Raw genomic sequence first — 15,222 nt, 5'->3', positions numbered from 1 at the left:
GAGTCAAGCGATCATCGGGGTCAGGAGACGGCATGGGGTTCGTGCGTCGTGTGTCAGGCCGGCTCATGCTGGCGTTTCTGGCGCCTCTGCTGGTGTTGTGCGTCGTCGGTGTGATCACGTATCGCAACACCAGCCATCTCCGGCAGACCAGTGGCCTGGTGTCGCACACGTATCAGGTGCTGGAGGCGCTGGAAACGATCACCGGCCGCCTCAAGGACGCGGAGACGGGTCAACGCGGCTTCCTGATCACGGGCCAGGACGGTTATCTCGCCCCGTACGAGGCGGCGCTGGCCGCGATCACCGGCGACATCGACGCCGTGGCCGCGCTGACCAAGGACAACGCCGATCAGCAACAGCGCGTCGCGCAGCTGCGGCCGCTGGTGAGCGCCAAGCTGGCCGAGCTGAACGAGACCATCGACCTGCGCCGGGACAAGGGTTTCGAGGCGGCGCGTGCGGTGGTGCTCACCGACAAGGGCAAGGCGGTGATGGATCAGATCCGGACGGTGTTGTCGGACATGCGCGACGCGGAGGCGGGTCTGCTGTCGGTCCGGGACAAGGAGTCGGCGCAAGCCGCGACGCAGTCGCACGCCGTCATCGTGGTCGGCGTGCTGCTCGCCGCGGTCCTGGTGGTCGTGGCGGGCGGTCTGCTGGCGCGCAGCATCCTCCGGCCGTTGAATGCCCTCACCCGGCGCATGCGGGAGATCGCCGAGGGCGAGGGTGACCTGACGCAGCGGGTCGACGACTCCGGCCGGGACGAGTTCGGCGCGCTGGGCGCGGTGTTCAACCAACTGATGGGCAAGCTCGCCGCGACCATGGGCAGCATCGCCGGGCAGGCCCGCGGGCTCGCCGGCGCCATCCAGGAGCTGACCGCGGTGTCGGCGCACATCGGCGCCGCCGCGGATCAGACCGCGTCGCAGGCGACCACCGTCTCGGCGTCCGCCGAGCAGATGCGCGGCACGGTGGGCACGCTCGCCGCGGGCGCCGAGCAGATGGGCGCTTCCATCCGGGAGATCTCCACCAACGCCACCGAGGCCAGCCGCATCGTGGCGCAGGCCGTCGATGTGGCCGGAAACGCCAAGGCCACCGTGACCCAGCTCGGGGAGTCCTCCGGCGAGATCAGCAACGTGGTGAAGCTGATCAACGCCATCGCCGAGCAGACGAACCTGCTCGCGCTCAACGCCACCATCGAGGCCGCGCGCGCCGGCGAGATGGGCAAAGGCTTCGCCGTGGTGGCCTCCGAGGTCAAGGACCTCGCCCAGGAGACCGCGAGGGCGACCGATGACATCACCGGGCGCATCTCGAGCATCCAGACCGACGCGGACGCCGCCGGCGAGGCCATCGCGCAGATGAGCGACATCGTCATCCAGGTCAACGACTACCAGACCACCATCGCCTCCGCGGTGGAAGAACAGACCGCCACCACCGCCGAGATGGCCCGGAGCATCAGCGACGCCTCCGCCACGACCGATCAGATCGCCGCCAGCGTCGGCACGGTCGCCACGGCGGCGTCGCAGACCAGGCACGCGGTCGGCGACATTCAGGGCTCCGTGAGCAGCCTGGACGGGATGAGCACCGGACTGCGGTCCGCCATCGACCAGTTCCGGTACTGAACCCGTCCGAGGTGGTCAGTCCAGGCCCTCGTAGGTCCAGCGCAGGGTCGCCGAGCCGGTCTTGCGGTCGCCGTCGTGGACGGTGCGGGTGACCCGGATGCTGAAGCCGCCCTCGGCGCCCACCGGGTTGCGCGGGCCCGTCTCGGAGACCACCCTGCGGTCGCCGGTGTGGCCGTACAGGCCGACCGTGACCGAGGTGCCGGTGGTCTTCACCCGGATCACGACCGGCGCCTCCGTGTCGTTGCGGAAGACGTTGTCGATGTTGCCCCAGTCGAGGGTGGCCTCGCGGCCGGGCGGGTAGCGCGAGATGTACTTGCTGTGCGGCTGGTGCTCGAGGCTGGGCAGGCCGGCGAACCAGACGGCGTTGAACAGCGTGGTCGAGAACTGCGAGACGCCGCCGCCCAGCTGGTCCTCCAGTTCGCCGTCGACGATCGCGGGCGCCGGCACGAAGCCTTTGTCACGAGTGCGTTCGCCCACCTTGTCATTCAGGGAGAAGGTCGCACCGGGCGCGACGACGGTGCCGTCGACGAGCTTGGCGATCAGGTGGATGTTGGTCACCCGAGGGGCGCAGCAGGGATGGTGAGTGGTGAACGTGCCGATCAGCTGGTCGACGCCGGCCAGGTTGGCGGGCTTGATGCCGGGCGCCACGGGCGTGCTCGGCACCGACGCCTCGGGCAGGCCGGATCGGATCGCCGGCACCAGAGCGGCGGCGGCCGTCGCCGGGTCAAGGGTCCAGCCGGCCCGCCCGGCGGTCCGGGTGACGCCGGCCGTGGTGGCGGTGAAGGACGTGTCGCCCTTGGCCTCGAGCCGGGGCGACGGGGCCGCCAGCTTCACGACGGCGTCGACCGCGGCCCGGCGGTGCTCGGCCAGTGCGGCCTCCAGGGTCGCGGAGTCCACGGTCAGGCTCGCCGGGAGGGCGGCGGCCGAACCGGCCAGGCCCGCCCGCACGGTCGCCTCGACGTCGAGCGTGACGCCCGACGCGGCGGGCGAGAAGGTGAAGGTCTGGCCGGTGCCGGTGACCCGTACGGTGAGCGGCTGCTCGACCCGGGCGCGCACGGCCGACTCGACCGCCGCCCGCAGCTCGCGCTCGTCGAGGCCGCCGACGGCGACGCCGGCGATGGTCCGGCCGGGCGGGGCCAGCCGGGCCCGCCGGGCCATCACGACCAGGGTGACCACCGCGGCGACGACGAGCACCACCAGGGCGGCCGAGATCAGGATCCACAGGCGCGCATACCAGGGACGCTTGACCTCGTACACCGTGCTGACCATGACAAGATCGTGAACGATTGCCGCGCCGCGCACAGCGGTGGCGATCACATCCACCGGAACAGGGGCTCAGATGACCGGCGCATGGCCGCGGCTGCGGGTGGCCGACTGGACCGACACCCGGAACACGCTGCACATGTGGACCCAGATCGTCGGGAAGATCCGCATGGCGCACGCCCCGTCGGTCAATCACTGGTGGCACGTCACGCTCTATCCGACCGCCCGCGGGCTCGGCACCTCTGCCATCCCGTACGCGAACGAGGTCTTTGATCTTGAATTCGACTTCGTCGACCACGTCCTGCGGATCCGGGTGAGCGACGGGCGCCACCGGCAGGTCGCCCTCGAGCCCAAGCCGGTCGCCGTCTTCCACGCGGAAACCATGGCGGCGCTCGCCGGGCTCGGCATCGAGACGACCATCCACGCGGTCCCCAACGAGGTCGAGCCGGCCATTCCGTTCGCCGAGGATCAGGAGCATGACGCGTACGACGGGGAAGCGGCGCGATTGTTCTGGCGTCAGCTGCTCCAGGCGGACCGGGTGCTCGGACGGTTCCGCACCGGGTTCGCCGGCAAGGCCAGCCCGGTGCATTTCTTCTGGGGCGCGATGGACCTGGCGTACACCAGGTTCTCCGGCCGCGGCGCGCCCCCGCATCCCGGTGGCGCGCCGAACTGCCCGCCGGAGGTGATGCGCGAGGGCTACTCGCACGAGCTGGCCAGCTGCGGTTTCTGGCCGGGCGGCGGTGCGGAGGGCGCGTTCTACGCGTACGCCTACCCCGAACCGCCCGGCTACGCGGATCGGGCCGTGCTTCCGGCCGCGGCCGGCTACGACCGCGGGATGGGCGAGTTCCTGCTCCCGTACGAGGCGGTCGCCGAGTCCGCGGACCCGGACCGGACGGTCGGCGACTTCCTGCGATCCACCTTCGCGGCCGCGGCCGATCTCGGCGGATGGGATCCGGCGCTGACCGGGGCCCTCGCCGGCCTGACGGTCGCTCGCAAAACCGTGGAGTAGCGGCGGTGGTCTCGGGGAAGATGGTTGGCTCCCCCATGTGGGTCCCACGGAGTCGGCGACGGCGGGCGCGAGCCATATCGTGCAGGTGTGTCCGTGGCGGGGATCGGAACGGCCGGCCGGCAAGCTGGCCGCGATGGTCGCGCGGGCGGCGGGCGCGTCGATCGCGCTGATCCATCTGTCCGACGACGGCGCGTTCCTGTACCTGGCGGGCGCGTACGGAGTGCCCGACGAGTGGATGCGGCTCGGCCCCACGCCGGTGAACGCGACGCTGGCCGGGCTGGTGCTGGCGCAGGGGCAGCCGATCGTCATCGGCGACATCACGACCGACTCGCGGGTGCCGCCGGAGGCGCCGGCGCTGAGGCTGGGCGTGCGGGCGTACGCGGGTTTCCCGATCCGGGATCCGGGGGACCGCATCGTCGGCGTCTGCACGGCCGTGGACTTCCAGCCCCGGCAATGGTCGCCGGAGCAGCTGGCGGCGGTCGACGAGGCCGCGCAGGCGTGCACCGAGCTGGTCGGCGCGCAGCAGCGGACCGACACGCATCGCCGCTTTCTCGAGGCGATCCTGCAGCACCTGCACGTGGGCGTGGCGGCCTGCGACGAGAACGGCCTGCTGGTCTTCGCCAACGACGCCATCCAGGAGCTGGCGGGCGCGATGCCGCCCGGTGACCACATCCGCGACTGCGCCGAGCGGCACCATCTGATCGACCGGCAGGGCCGGCTGATCCCGCCCGAGGCGTCGCCGCTGTGCCGGGCGATGAACGGCGAGCATCTGCGCGATGCCGAGTTCACGGTCAGCGTCCCGGGCGAGGCGGCCCGGACCGCGCTGGCCGACGCGCAGCAGATCACCGGCGCGGACGGGCGGCGGCTCGGCGCGGTGGTGGCCGTGCGGGACATCACCGACCAGCGCCGCGCCGCGGAGCTCGCGGTCGCGCTGGCCCGCAGCAAGGAGGACTACCTCGCGCTGATCGGTCACGAGGTGCGGACCCCGCTCACCTCGATCGCGGCGTACATCGAGATGCTCCGCGAGTCCGACCCGGCCACCGCCGCCGACGACCTGCCCGGCACGCTGGAGGTGCTCGGCCGCAACAGCGCCGCGCTCCGGCAGATCATCGACCAGCTGCTCGACCTGGCGGCGCTCGACGGCGGGCACGCCGACCTGGCCCGCGAGCCGATCCGCCTGGCCGACGTGGTCCGGGCCGCGGCCGAGGCGGCCCACCCGCTGGCGTCCGCCGCCGGCGTCGCCGTGACCCTCGACCTCGGCGCCGAGACCACGATCACCGGCGATCCGGTACGGATCCGGCAGCTCACCGATCAGCTGCTCGGCAACGCCATCAAGCACACGCCCGGCGGCGGTCACGTCACCGCCGCCCTGACCCGGCCGGACCCGGACGCCGTCGAGCTGACGGTGACCGACACCGGCCTGGGCATCCCCGACGACGAGCGGGACAGGCTGTTCGTTCCGTTCCACCGCACGGAGCTCTCGCGCCGGCACGGCATCCCGGGCAACGGGCTCGGCCTCGCCGTCTGCCGCGCGGTGGTCGAGGGCCACCACGGCACCATCCGGCTGATCCCGACCGACGGGCCGGGCTCGCGGATCGTCGTGCGCCTGCCGGTGTCGGCCGCTACCGGCGGCTGAGCGCCTCCTCGACGCAGTCCACCAGCTCGCGGGGCAGGAACGGCTTGGGCAGGACCGCGGTCGCCTGCGCCTGCTCGGGGCGTGGGTCGCCGGGCACCAGGCTGCCGCTGACGAAGATGACCGGCAGGTCCGCCGTCGCCGGGTCGGCCCGCAGCGCCAGGCAGAGGTCGACGCCCGACATCACCGGCATGTCGATGTCGCTGACCACCACCCCCGGCCGGTGCTCGCGGACCGCCTCGAGCGCCTCCGACCCGTCGGCCGCTTCGATCACCTCGTATCCGGCGCGGCGGAGAATTCTCGCGGCGATGGCGCGAATGTCGAGGTCGTCCTCGGCCAGGACCAGCGTCGTCATGCAGGGATTCCTACCGCATGTAGGAACCGGGCAGGACGGATTCCGGCGGACATCAGCCGTGCCGACCGTCCCGCCGCCGTGGCGGCTACCGCGAATCCGCTTCCCCGGCGCCTGTTCGCGGATACGCTCGCCCTGTGCACGTGACCGTCGAGGTGGGTACCCAGCTCGATCCTGACGTCAACTGGCCGACCGGCGCCGCCCTGAGCATGCCGGCCGGCGAGCCCGTGCAGCTGATGATCTTCCTGAGCCACCCGCACCAGCTCGAGGTCGAGGCCGTCTCGGCGGCGCCGACGCAGTTCGCGTGGGTCGACGGCGCGGACGCGGCGGTGCTGCTCTACCGGCTGGGCCCGATCCTGTCCTGGTCGCAGGTGCCGTACTCGCCGCATCTCGCCGACCCGGACGAGTCCCCGCCGGGCGTCGGCCCGGACGCGGTGGTGCGGATCGTGCTGGTCGACCGCGACACCAACACCGTGAAGGCCCTGCACGCCGTCCGCTGGCCGGCCGAGTTCGCGGCCACGGTGCGCGCGTCGGTGGAGCGGATGTGGGCGGCGCCGTTCAGCCGGTTGGCCTACGAGCACGTCCTCGCCGGGCTGCACCGCCGCTACCCGACCCCGGAAGACCTGCTCACCGACCGCGCCGACGCGCACTGCACCGCCACCCCGGCCCGTTCCTGACCACTCATCGGTCGTCCGGTGGCCGAGGGTGCCGAGGCGGATCAGCCCCGTTCGGGCGTCTTGCCGGTGACCAGGACGATGACGTGGTGGCCCACGTTGACGGCGTGGTCGGCGTACCGCTCGTAGTAGCGGCCCAGCAGCGCCCCGTCGACGGCGGCCTCGACGCCCAGCGGCCACTCCGGGCTGAGCATGACCTTGAACAGCCGGCGGTGCAGCTGGTCCATCGCGTCGTCGTCGCTGTCGAGCCGGGCCGCCAGCGCCGCGTCGTGGTCGGCCAGCGCCGAGACGATCTTGCCGGCCAGCTCGTCGGCCTCCGCGCTCATCGCCCGGAACAGGCCGGCCAGCTCGGGCGCGACCGCCGGCACCGGATGCCGGCGCAGGGTGGCCCGGGCGACGTGGGCGGCGAGGTCGCCCATCCGCTCGAGGTCGGCGGCCGCCTGCAGCGCGGTCAGCGCCACCCGCAGCTCCTCGGCCACCGGCTGGTGCCGGGCGATGAGGTCGAAGACCCGGTCGTCGACGACGCGGTAGAGCACGTCGATGTGCGCGTCGCCGTCGGTCACCCGCTGTGCGAGGGTGTGATCGGCCGTGAGCAGCGCCGCGCTGGCCTGGCGCATCGCCTCCCGGACCGCCTTGGCCATCGTGACCAGCGAGCTGCTCACCCGGGCGAGCTCGTCGTGAAAGTCGCCGCGCATCGGCAAACCCTATGCGTCCGGGCGTACCGAAAACGCATAGTGACGCAGGTCACAGTGAAACGCGAGTCTCCGGCGCTGCGGGGGTCGTCTTGCTGGGCGTGAAACGGAGTCCGGACGCGGCCGACGAGGGCGAGCTGGTGCGCCGCACCGCCACCGGCGATCGGCGCGCCTTCGACGAGCTCTACCGGCGCACGTCGCCGTGGCTGCTGGCCCGGCTGCGCCGCCGGTGCGCCGACGAGGACGTGGTCGCCGACGTGATGCAGGAGACCTACCTGGCGGTCTGGCGCGCGGCCGGCAGCTTCGGCGGACCGGCCAAGGAGGGCAGCGCGGTCGGCTGGCTCTGGTCCATCGCCGCGCACCGCCTGGTCGACGCGTTCTGCCGGCGGGCCCGGCAGAACGACGTGCCGGCGGTGGCGCTGGCCGAGACCGTCGCGCCGGCCGCCGAGGAAGAGGTCATGTCCGGCCGGGTCGGCCACGAGCTCGAGCAGGCCCTGCTCGTGCTGCCGCCCGAGGCGCGGCAGGTGCTGCGGGCGATGGTCCTCGACGGCCTGTCGGTCCGGGAGACGTCGCTGCTGCTGGGCGTGCCGGAGAGCACGGTGAAGTCGCGGGCCCGGCGGGCCCGGATCGCCCTGCGCGAAGCATTGGGGGAGGCGCTGTCATGACGACGCATCCGAGTCCGGCCGCGATCGCCCGCTACGCCGACCCGGCGGCCGACCTCGACGAGGTCACGATGTGGTCGGTCGAGGTGCACCTGGAGGAGTGCGCGGCCTGCCGGGCGCGGCTGACCGGCAGCCCGGAGCTGCTCGAGCGGGTCGCGGCCGCGGTGGACCGCGAGATCGCCGCCGGGCCCGCCCCGGCCCGCCGCCGGCGCTGGGGCGCGGCCCGCCATCGCTGGCTGGTCTGGCACCTGGCGCCGTGGCTGCTCATGACGGTGGCGGTGCTGGCGTGCGCCGTCCTGTTGCAGGCGCTGCAGCCGCGCGTACCGCTGGTGTCCCTGCTGGCGCCGATCGCGCCGCTGCCCGGGGTGGCGATCGCGTGGAGCCGGCGGCACGATCCCGCCTGGGAGCTGATCGCCGGCACCCCCGCGGCCGGGTTCGCGCTGCTGCTCCGGCGTACGGCCGCGGTCCTGATCGTGATTGTCCCCGCGCTGGCCCTGGCCAGCAGCCGGACCGGCGTCTCCCTGGCCCTGACCCTCCTGCCGTGCCTGGCCTTCACGGCCGCGACCATCGCTCTCGGCGCCCTCATCGGCGTGCGTCGCGCCGCCGCCGGGCTCGGGATCGCCTGGACGCTGGCCGTGCTGGTGCCCGCCGTGCTCTCCGCGCACACACCGGCGGTCCTGCGGCCCGGCAGTTCCCTGGTGTGGGCGCTGCTCACCCTCGCGCTCGCCGGTCTCGCGGCGACCCGCGCCGCCGACTTCCGCCGGCTGTCCAGCCACAACTGAGGAGAATCGACATGCGTACGGTGAGCGCGGCCGAGACCGCCCCCACCACCTACCCCTGGGCGGTCGACGCCGAGGGGCTGACGGTGCGAGCCGGCCGGCACCTGGCCGTCGACGGTCTCGACCTGACCCTCGGCACCGGCGTCCACGGCCTGCTGGGCCCGAACGGCGCCGGCAAGACCACCCTGATGCGCGCGCTGGCGACGGTGGTGAAACCGGCCGGCGGGCGGCTGACCCTGCTCGGCGAGCCGGTCGGCGGGCGGGCCGACCTGCGCCGGGTGCGCCGCGGGATCGGCTACCTGCCGAAGCAGTTCGGCTTCTACCCGCGCTTCACGGTGCGCGAGTTCGTCGAGTACCTGGCGTGGCTCAAGGAGATGCCGAAGGCCGAGGTGCCGGGCGCGACGCAGCGGGCGATCGACCGGGTCGGGCTGACCGCCAAGGCGGACGCGCGGATGAAGACGCTCTCCGGCGGCATGCTGCGCCGGGCCGGGATCGCCCAGGCGATCGTGAACGACCCGGCGGTGCTGCTGCTCGACGAGCCCACCGTCGGGCTCGACCCCGAGCAGCGGCTCGACTTCCGCGAGCTGCTGCGCGACGTGGGCGTCGACAGCTGCGTCGTGGTCTCCACCCACCTGGTCGAGGACGTGGTGGCGGCGTGCTCCGACGTGGTCCTGATCAACGAGGGCCGGCTCGTGCACCAGGGCACCCCGAACGATCTGGCGGCCCAGGGCGGCGACGGCGACGCCGGCGACAGCCCGGCCGAACGCGGCTACTCGGCGCTGCTGCGCAAGCACCGGGCGGGGGAGGGCCGGTGACCCGCGCCTTCCGCATCGAGCTGCGCCGGTCGGCGGCGCTCGGATCGGCCCTGATCCTGCTGGTCGTCGGCGTGCTGGTGCTGTTCTTCGCCGGCGAGACGTCGTTCACCACCGGCTGGATGCAGCTGGCCATGTCGCAGCGGCTCTTCCTGGCCCTGCTGTGGCCGCTGGCGCTCGCGGCCGGCGCCTGGCAGGCCCGCCGCGAGACCCGGTCGAACGTCGCGGAGCTGTTCGCCACCACCCCGCGCCCGCGGGCACAGCGCACGCTGCCGACGCTCGGCGCGATGGGCGCCGGGGTCGTCGCCGGCTACCTGGCGATGGCGCTCGTCGGCGGCCTGTGGATCGTCCGGACCGCCCGCTACTTCCCGGTCCAGGTCATCGCCGTCACGGCCGTCGGCCTGCTGGCGCTGATCGCGGCCGTCTGGCTCGGCCTGGCACTCGGCCGCCTGCTGCCGTCGCCGGCGACCGCTCCCGCGCTCGGCGTCGCCGGCCTGGGGCTGCTGCTGGTCATCCCCGGCGCGACCCGCCCCCGCGGGTGGCTGGCGCTGGTGTTCTCGCCGATCTACGAGATGAACCTGCCCGACGCCTACACGACCGTGCCCGGCCGGGTCAGCTTCGCGCAGGCGATCTGGCTGTTCGCCCTGGCCCTGGCCGCCGTGCTGCTGTTCGCGGGCCACGGCTGGCGGACGCGGGTGGCGGCGGTGCTGCCGGTGGTGCTCGGCGCCGCGCTGGCGATCGCCGCCATGCCGCACCACAAGCGGGTCGTCATCGACGCGATCGACCCGGTCGCGCGGGAACTGGTGTGCGAGCCGCAGGTCTGCGTCAGCCGGGTGCACCGAGGGCTGCTCGGCGAGGTGGCCCCGCCGGCCCGGGAGGGGCTGAGGGTCTTGGCGAAGCTTCCGGCGGCGCCGGCCGAGGTGCATGAGGACACCACGACGTACGGGCCGACGATGTACCCGCCGTGGCACGACGACGTCGTGTTGCTGCGGGTGAGGACCGACGCGAGCGCCCACCTCGACAACCGGGGCGGGACGGTGGCGGAGGTGGTCGCCGGCGCGTTCGCCAGCAAGCCCGACTGCGACCGCTTCGCCGGCCCCGCCGAGCGGCTCGCGGCGGCCTACTGGCTGATCGGGTCCGAGCCGGTGGCCCGCGGCGACTACGACCCGGCGGCGATCGGCGAGGCCGTCCGGCTGTGGCAGGGCCTGCGCCAACTGCCCGAGGGCGAGGCGCTGGCCAAGGTGGCGGCCCTGCGCCGGGCCGCGCTCACGTGCACGGTCGAGCCGGGGCAGCTGGCCCGATGAGGTGGCTCACGCTCTACCTGCGCTCCCGCCGCGCGCCGCTGGCGCTGGCCGTGACGATTATCGGCTCGGCGACGATGTGGACCCTGTGGTCGGTCTTCTCCGACAGCCGCGAGGTGGCGGTGGAGCTGGTCGTCCTGACCGTGCTGCTCCTCGTGACCACGCTGACCGCCACGCTCGGCGGCCCCGACGACGCGCTCGAGCGGACCGCGGCGCTGCCCTGGCCGCCGCGACGGGCCGCGCACGTGCTGGCGGCGTTCCTGGTCGTGGCCGGGCTGCCGCTGGTCACCCTGGCGACCGGGGCACGTTTCGGCCCGGCGTGGCTGGTGCTGCGGGATGCGGCCGGGCTGATCGGGCTGACCGCGCTGGGCGCCGCGACGATCGGGGTGGCGAAGGCGTGGTTCGTCCCGCTGGGCTGGACGCTCGCGGCCACCCTCTTTCCGCAGTCCGAGCCGGTGGTCGCCCGGATCCTGACGTGGCAGACCCAGCCCCGGGCGAGCACGGCCGCGGCGGTGACGGCCGGGTTGCTCGCCGTCGGCGGGCTCGTCGCGTACGCGGTCGCCGGCCCGGCCCGGCGCGCCCCCGCCGAGGCCGGCCAGCCGTAACGCCCCAGCGGGGTCGCTGCTCCTCGGCGCGGTGACGCCGGTCCGCGCGGCCCGTCCCTAGGGGGCGGCGTTCAACAGGTCGAGGGCGCTGTGCTGGCAACTGTGGTTGGTGCCGCGGAACGGTCCGGCCCAATGCGACCCGTACGCGTCGATGGTGTCGCGGTCGTTGGCGTAGGCGCTGTCGGCGTTGCGCCGCAGGTAGGCGTCGTAGGCCCCGCCGGTCGCCGCGTTCAGCGCGCCGAGCCCGCGGATCGCGGCACCCTTGAAGGACACCCCGTCGCCGGCGCAGGCGTCCGGCTCGTTGGGTTCGCGCAGGATGCCGCCGGGCGACAGATAGCCACCGGCGGTCATCGCGTCGCCGATCCGCCGTGCGGTCGCGAGCAGTCCGGAGTCACCGGTCAGCCGATTCAGCTCGACCAGCGCGTTGATCAATGCACCCTGGTTGTACGTCCAGGTGACGTCGCCGTTGTTCGCGCACGTGGCCAGGTCGATCCCGTCGTTGACCAGGTTGCCGCTGTTGAGCATGCCGGTGCTCCGGAACCAGGCCCATCCCGCCTGCGCCCGTTGCCGGTAGACGGTGTCGCCCCCGATACGCCGGCTGAGCGCGGCGTTGAGGTGGATGTAGAGGCTGTTCGGGATGGCGTTCTTCACGCCGCGGGCCGTGCTCCAGTAGACGCCGCCACCGCACCGCGAGTCCCAGTAGCTGTGCATCCAGTCCGCGTCGGCGCGGGCCGTGTTCAGGTACCGGCTGTCGCCCGTCAGGTCGTAGGCGGCCACCCACGCCAGGCCCCACCAGCCGGTGTCGTCGAGGTACTCGTTGCGGAACTGGCCCTGGTGGGTGCCGACCTGCTTGTCGTACGTGCTCGCGATCGCGTACCGGTAGCTGTTCATGCCGCTGCGCCGGATGTTGTCGATGATCGCGGTGAGCGCGTTGGCCCCGGTCCACCAGCCGTCGGTGTCGAACAACCCGGTGCCGCGGTCGAAGCGCATCATCAGCGCGGTCGCCGCCGCCGTACGCCGGTCCCACGCGTTCCACGTGCTGCGCGTCCACGCCGTGCAGACGATCTCCGGACGGTCTCCCGCCTTCCCGCAGGCGCGCAGCGCCCCCACCCCGTTGCTGCCCCAGTCATCCACATTGAACTGGCCGGTGCGCCGGCCGGTTGACCCGGAGGGAATCGTGCCGTCGCCGAGCTTCGAGCCGCCCGCCCAGCTCCGCCCGCCGTCGAACGACCGGTCCATCCACACCTCGTCGCCCGGCGACCCGTTCTCCACCGAGCCCCACGCCATCGCGTCCGTGTCGTTGACGTGCATCCGGAAGGTCCGCCCGTACAGCCCGGCGCTCACCGGGACCCGGTCCGCCGGCGCGAGCCCCGCGTCCCGCCCGTCGCAATACCTGTTGCAGATCGCGGCCGCCGCCTGCACCGCCGGCGCCGCGCCCACCTGCGAGATGACGGTCATCGCGATCGCCAGCGCGGCGGCGGAGAGCCTTGTCCTCATGAAGTAAACAAAGCTTCGATATTTGAGCTTGTCAATGAAACGTGCCCGTAAGGGCAGCTCACTCCGCCTCCGGGAGCAGCTTGCGCAGCAGTCGGTCGAGCGTCTCGCGCTCCCGCCGGGTCAGCGGCGCGAGCAGATCGGTCTCGTCCCGGTTCTCGGCCTTCGCGTGCCGTTCGAACGCCTCGTGCCCGGCGTCGGTGAGCCGCACTTCGACCCGGCGGCGGTCGGCGTTGTCGTGGGTCCGGACCAGCAGCCCCGCCTCCTCGAGCGGCGCCAGCCGCGCCGACAGCGCCCCGCGGGTCAGCCCCAGCTCGTCGGCCAGCCGCGACGGGCTGGTCGCGTAGGGCGCGCCCTGCCGGCGCAGCGTCAGCAGGATCTTGTACTGCCAGAGCTTCAGCCCGCTCCCGGCGAGCGCCCGCTTCCGCGACTGGGTCAGGTAACGCGACGCCGCCGCCAGCCGCACCGTGATCGCCTCGGCGAGCGGATCCAGCCATTCGAGCTCCCGCGTCCACGTCTGCACATGCCGATCGACCGATCCCCGCACGCCCGCTCCCCAGGTAGTTTTCTTGTGGATAGTTTTTCTGAAAACTACCGTCCCGGCCATGACGAATTTCCAAGCTTTGCGGGACGGGGCGGCTTTGCGGGACGAGGCGGCTTTGCGGGACGGGGCGGCTTTGCGGGACGAGGCGGTGGCGTCGGCCCTGGAGCTGGCGAACGGCGGCCGCTGGGAACGGGCGCTGGCCCTGCTGGACGCCATGGATCGCGACGTCCCGAGCGCCCTCGCGGCCGCCGAGGTGGCGCTGGACCAGGACTGGTGGGCCGGCACCGACACGGCCGGGGAGCGGCTGGCCGAGGCCGAGAGGGCTGGCGCACACGGCTGGGCGCTGGACTTCCTGCGCCTGCGCCACGACTACCTGCGGCTGATCCACCCGGCGGGCGAGACGTTCCAGCCCGGCCCGTGGGGCAAGGACCCGGAGGCCATCGCCGCGATCGAACGCCAGGGCGAGCTGCTGCGCCGCACGGCCCCGGGCCGGATCGAGGCCGGCTGGGCCGAGATGTACCTCGGACTCATCGCCGACAACGTGCGCGCCGATCGCGAGGCCGCCCCGCCCCACTACGAGGCCGCCCTGGCCGCCTCCGGCAAGGACGCTCCCGCGGCGTCCGCCGGCGGCAAGGTGTCCGGCGGCGCTGCGTCCGGCGGCGCTGCGTCCGGTGGTGTTGCGTCCGGTGGTGTTGCGTCCAGTGGTGTTGCGTCCGGTGGTGTTGCGTCCGGCGGCGACGCCCTGCTCGCCCGCGAGGCGTTGCGGCATCTCGGCGACCACGATCACGACCGCGGCGACCACGCCCTGGCGCTCGACCGGTGGCGCCGGGCCACCGCGCTGGGCGCCGGGGCGGGCCGGGTGACGGGCACGCTCTCCCAGCAATTGCTGCTGGCAGTGCTGGCCCGCGACGCCGGCGACGAGGCCGGCGCCGTGGCCCTGGCCACCGAGATCGAGCGCTGGGCGGATGCCCTCGGCGCCACCCGGATCCGCGACAACGCAACCGCCTTCCTCGCCGGCGTCGACCCCACGGCCGCGCCGGAAGACGCCGCATCGTAGGCGCCCCGGAAGACGCCGGATCGTGGGCGCCCCGGAGGACGCCGAATCGTGGGCCCCCGCAAGAGGCTGCGGCGTAGGAGCGGCAGCGTCGGTAGGGACCGTGGGCCTTGATGGGGTGGGGCGCCGATGGGGTGGGGCGCCGATGGAGTGACGGCACTGATTGGCCGACGAGAATGCGGCTGCGAAAACCATTCTGGAACCGTCGGTGCAAGACGTGGGTAGCCGTTGCGTACAGCGAGCGGCGGATCGCGCGTGGAATGGCTCGCCCGGCCTGCCGGAGAATCGCTTTCCGCGCGAGCCGGAACAGCCCGGTGTGTTTCCCACCGTAAAACACGAGCTTGCGCGAGCACCCGCCGAGGTTGCGGTGTCCGCATCAGCTTGCTCCGGCTCCGTCTGCTCCGGCTTGATCTGCTCGGCGTCGGCTTGCTCGGCGTCGGCTTGCTCGGCGTCAGCTTGCTGCGCATCGGTCTGCTCCGGTTCAGCCTGCACCACCACGCTTTGCGCCGGTTCAAGTGGGACCGCCGGATGGTTGTGCGCCGGCTCGGGGGTTCCGGACGGGGACGCCCGCGTGTCCCGGTGGTGCCACCTGGCGGCCAACTCCTCGTCGCTGGGAAGGTGGCCGTAAATGGACCGCAGTTTCCGGGTATGGCGTTGCGTCAATCCCCACGCGCGATGTCGCTGATGTTCCCGGCGGAATTCCTCGGCCTCGGCGGAATAGTTGCGGCGCTTCGTCGT

At 73.1% G+C, this 15,222-nt stretch carries 15 protein-coding genes; 10 read left to right on the top strand and 5 right to left on the bottom strand.

Annotation, left to right across the window (positions count from 1 at the left end; all coding sequences use genetic code 11):
• Positions 1–65 precede the first annotated feature (65 nt).
• Positions 66–1,610 carry a methyl-accepting chemotaxis protein gene (locus tag ACFQS1_RS03595; protein WP_378964532.1) on the top strand — a complete coding sequence of 515 codons (1,545 nt, stop codon included), beginning with the start codon at positions 66–68 and terminating at the stop codon, positions 1,608–1,610.
• 15 nt (positions 1,611–1,625) lie between these two features.
• Here the strand turns inward: ACFQS1_RS03595 and ACFQS1_RS03590 are convergent, their stop codons facing one another.
• On the bottom strand, positions 1,626–2,879 hold the full coding sequence (locus tag ACFQS1_RS03590; protein ID WP_378964530.1) for a VanW family protein: 1,254 nt from the start codon (positions 2,877–2,879) through the stop codon (positions 1,626–1,628).
• A 70-nt stretch (positions 2,880–2,949) separates the two neighbouring features.
• On the opposite strand from ACFQS1_RS03590, the gene ACFQS1_RS03585 reads away from it, so the two are divergent.
• Both ACFQS1_RS03585 and ACFQS1_RS03580 read left to right on the top strand, forming a co-directional pair.
• Positions 2,950–3,882: a DUF5996 family protein gene (locus tag ACFQS1_RS03585; RefSeq protein WP_378964529.1), complete on the top strand. Its 933-nt coding sequence runs from the start codon at positions 2,950–2,952 to the stop codon at positions 3,880–3,882.
• 37 nt (positions 3,883–3,919) lie between these two features.
• Complete coding sequence (locus ACFQS1_RS03580; protein WP_378964528.1) at positions 3,920–5,518, top strand: sensor histidine kinase; 1,599 nt, start codon at positions 3,920–3,922, stop codon at positions 5,516–5,518.
• Here the strand turns inward: ACFQS1_RS03580 and ACFQS1_RS03575 are convergent.
• Positions 5,505–5,870 (bottom strand): response regulator, encoded by a 366-nt coding sequence (locus ACFQS1_RS03575; protein ID WP_378964527.1) that lies wholly within the window; start codon positions 5,868–5,870, stop codon positions 5,505–5,507. The two genes, ACFQS1_RS03580 and ACFQS1_RS03575, sit on opposite strands and share 14 nt — an antisense overlap.
• A gap of 134 nt (positions 5,871–6,004) precedes the next feature.
• Here ACFQS1_RS03575 and ACFQS1_RS03570 point away from each other — a divergent pair, with 134 nt between their 5' ends.
• Positions 6,005–6,544 (top strand): hypothetical protein, encoded by a 540-nt coding sequence (locus ACFQS1_RS03570; RefSeq protein WP_378964525.1) that lies wholly within the window; start codon positions 6,005–6,007, stop codon positions 6,542–6,544.
• Positions 6,545–6,585: 41 nt separating this feature from the next.
• Here the strand turns inward: ACFQS1_RS03570 and phoU are convergent, their stop codons facing one another.
• The gene (gene phoU, locus ACFQS1_RS03565) at positions 6,586–7,236 is read right to left on the bottom strand and encodes a phosphate signaling complex protein PhoU (RefSeq protein WP_378964524.1); all 651 of its coding nucleotides are present in this window, start codon (positions 7,234–7,236) and stop codon (positions 6,586–6,588) included.
• A gap of 98 nt (positions 7,237–7,334) precedes the next feature.
• Here phoU and ACFQS1_RS03560 point away from each other — a divergent pair, with 98 nt between their 5' ends.
• The 5 genes from ACFQS1_RS03560 to ACFQS1_RS03540 are packed head-to-tail and all read left to right on the top strand — an operon-like array spanning position 7,335 to position 11,392.
• The gene (locus tag ACFQS1_RS03560) at positions 7,335–7,898 is read left to right on the top strand and encodes an RNA polymerase sigma factor (RefSeq protein WP_378964523.1); all 564 of its coding nucleotides are present in this window, start codon (positions 7,335–7,337) and stop codon (positions 7,896–7,898) included.
• Entirely contained in the window at positions 7,895–8,677 is a 783-nt protein-coding gene (locus tag ACFQS1_RS03555; RefSeq protein WP_378964521.1) for a hypothetical protein, read from the top strand. The genes ACFQS1_RS03560 and ACFQS1_RS03555 overlap by 4 nt, the downstream gene beginning before the upstream one ends.
• Positions 8,678–8,688: 11 nt before the next feature.
• Positions 8,689–9,489: an ABC transporter ATP-binding protein gene (locus ACFQS1_RS03550; protein ID WP_378964520.1), complete on the top strand. Its 801-nt coding sequence runs from the start codon at positions 8,689–8,691 to the stop codon at positions 9,487–9,489.
• Positions 9,486–10,790 carry a hypothetical protein gene (locus ACFQS1_RS03545; protein WP_378964519.1) on the top strand — a complete coding sequence of 435 codons (1,305 nt, stop codon included), beginning with the start codon at positions 9,486–9,488 and terminating at the stop codon, positions 10,788–10,790. The genes ACFQS1_RS03550 and ACFQS1_RS03545 overlap by 4 nt, the downstream gene beginning before the upstream one ends.
• Complete coding sequence (locus ACFQS1_RS03540) at positions 10,787–11,392, top strand: hypothetical protein (protein ID WP_378964518.1); 606 nt, start codon at positions 10,787–10,789, stop codon at positions 11,390–11,392. The genes ACFQS1_RS03545 and ACFQS1_RS03540 overlap by 4 nt, the downstream gene beginning before the upstream one ends.
• 57 nt (positions 11,393–11,449) lie before the next feature.
• Here ACFQS1_RS03540 and ACFQS1_RS03535 read toward each other — a convergent pair whose 3' ends face one another.
• The gene (locus ACFQS1_RS03535; RefSeq protein ID WP_378964517.1) at positions 11,450–12,889 is read right to left on the bottom strand and encodes a glycoside hydrolase family 76 protein; all 1,440 of its coding nucleotides are present in this window, start codon (positions 12,887–12,889) and stop codon (positions 11,450–11,452) included.
• A 58-nt stretch (positions 12,890–12,947) separates the two neighbouring features.
• On the bottom strand, positions 12,948–13,433 hold the full coding sequence (locus tag ACFQS1_RS03530; RefSeq protein ID WP_378964516.1) for a MarR family winged helix-turn-helix transcriptional regulator: 486 nt from the start codon (positions 13,431–13,433) through the stop codon (positions 12,948–12,950).
• Between the two features lie 58 nt (positions 13,434–13,491).
• On the opposite strand from ACFQS1_RS03530, the gene ACFQS1_RS03525 reads away from it, so the two are divergent.
• Complete coding sequence (locus ACFQS1_RS03525) at positions 13,492–14,487, top strand: hypothetical protein (RefSeq protein WP_378964514.1); 996 nt, start codon at positions 13,492–13,494, stop codon at positions 14,485–14,487.
• Positions 14,488–15,222 lie beyond the last annotated feature (735 nt).

This window comes from Paractinoplanes rhizophilus (assembly GCF_042664765.1).
In the GTDB taxonomy this organism is placed as follows: domain Bacteria; phylum Actinomycetota; class Actinomycetes; order Mycobacteriales; family Micromonosporaceae; genus Actinoplanes; species Actinoplanes rhizophilus.
Note: the sequence above shows the minus strand (reverse complement) of the source record. Positions and strands in the feature narration are given on the sequence as shown.

Excerpts from the sequence above, each read along its gene's own strand:
- ACFQS1_RS03550 (WP_378964520.1), top strand. The coding sequence starts at position 8,689 with ATGCGTACGGTGAGCGCGGCCGAGACCGCCCCCACCACCTACCCCTGG.
- ACFQS1_RS03575 (WP_378964527.1), bottom strand. The coding sequence starts at position 5,870 with ATGACGACGCTGGTCCTGGCCGAGGACGACCTCGACATTCGCGCCATC.
- ACFQS1_RS03585 (WP_378964529.1), top strand. The coding sequence starts at position 2,950 with ATGACCGGCGCATGGCCGCGGCTGCGGGTGGCCGACTGGACCGACACC.
- ACFQS1_RS03595 (WP_378964532.1), top strand. The coding sequence starts at position 66 with ATGCTGGCGTTTCTGGCGCCTCTGCTGGTGTTGTGCGTCGTCGGTGTG.
- ACFQS1_RS03535 (WP_378964517.1), bottom strand. The coding sequence starts at position 12,889 with ATGAGGACAAGGCTCTCCGCCGCCGCGCTGGCGATCGCGATGACCGTC.
- phoU (WP_378964524.1), bottom strand. The coding sequence starts at position 7,236 with ATGCGCGGCGACTTTCACGACGAGCTCGCCCGGGTGAGCAGCTCGCTG.
- ACFQS1_RS03525 (WP_378964514.1), top strand. The coding sequence starts at position 13,492 with ATGACGAATTTCCAAGCTTTGCGGGACGGGGCGGCTTTGCGGGACGAG.
- ACFQS1_RS03540 (WP_378964518.1), top strand. The coding sequence starts at position 10,787 with ATGAGGTGGCTCACGCTCTACCTGCGCTCCCGCCGCGCGCCGCTGGCG.
- ACFQS1_RS03590 (WP_378964530.1), bottom strand. The coding sequence starts at position 2,879 with ATGGTCAGCACGGTGTACGAGGTCAAGCGTCCCTGGTATGCGCGCCTG.
- ACFQS1_RS03555 (WP_378964521.1), top strand. The coding sequence starts at position 7,895 with ATGACGACGCATCCGAGTCCGGCCGCGATCGCCCGCTACGCCGACCCG.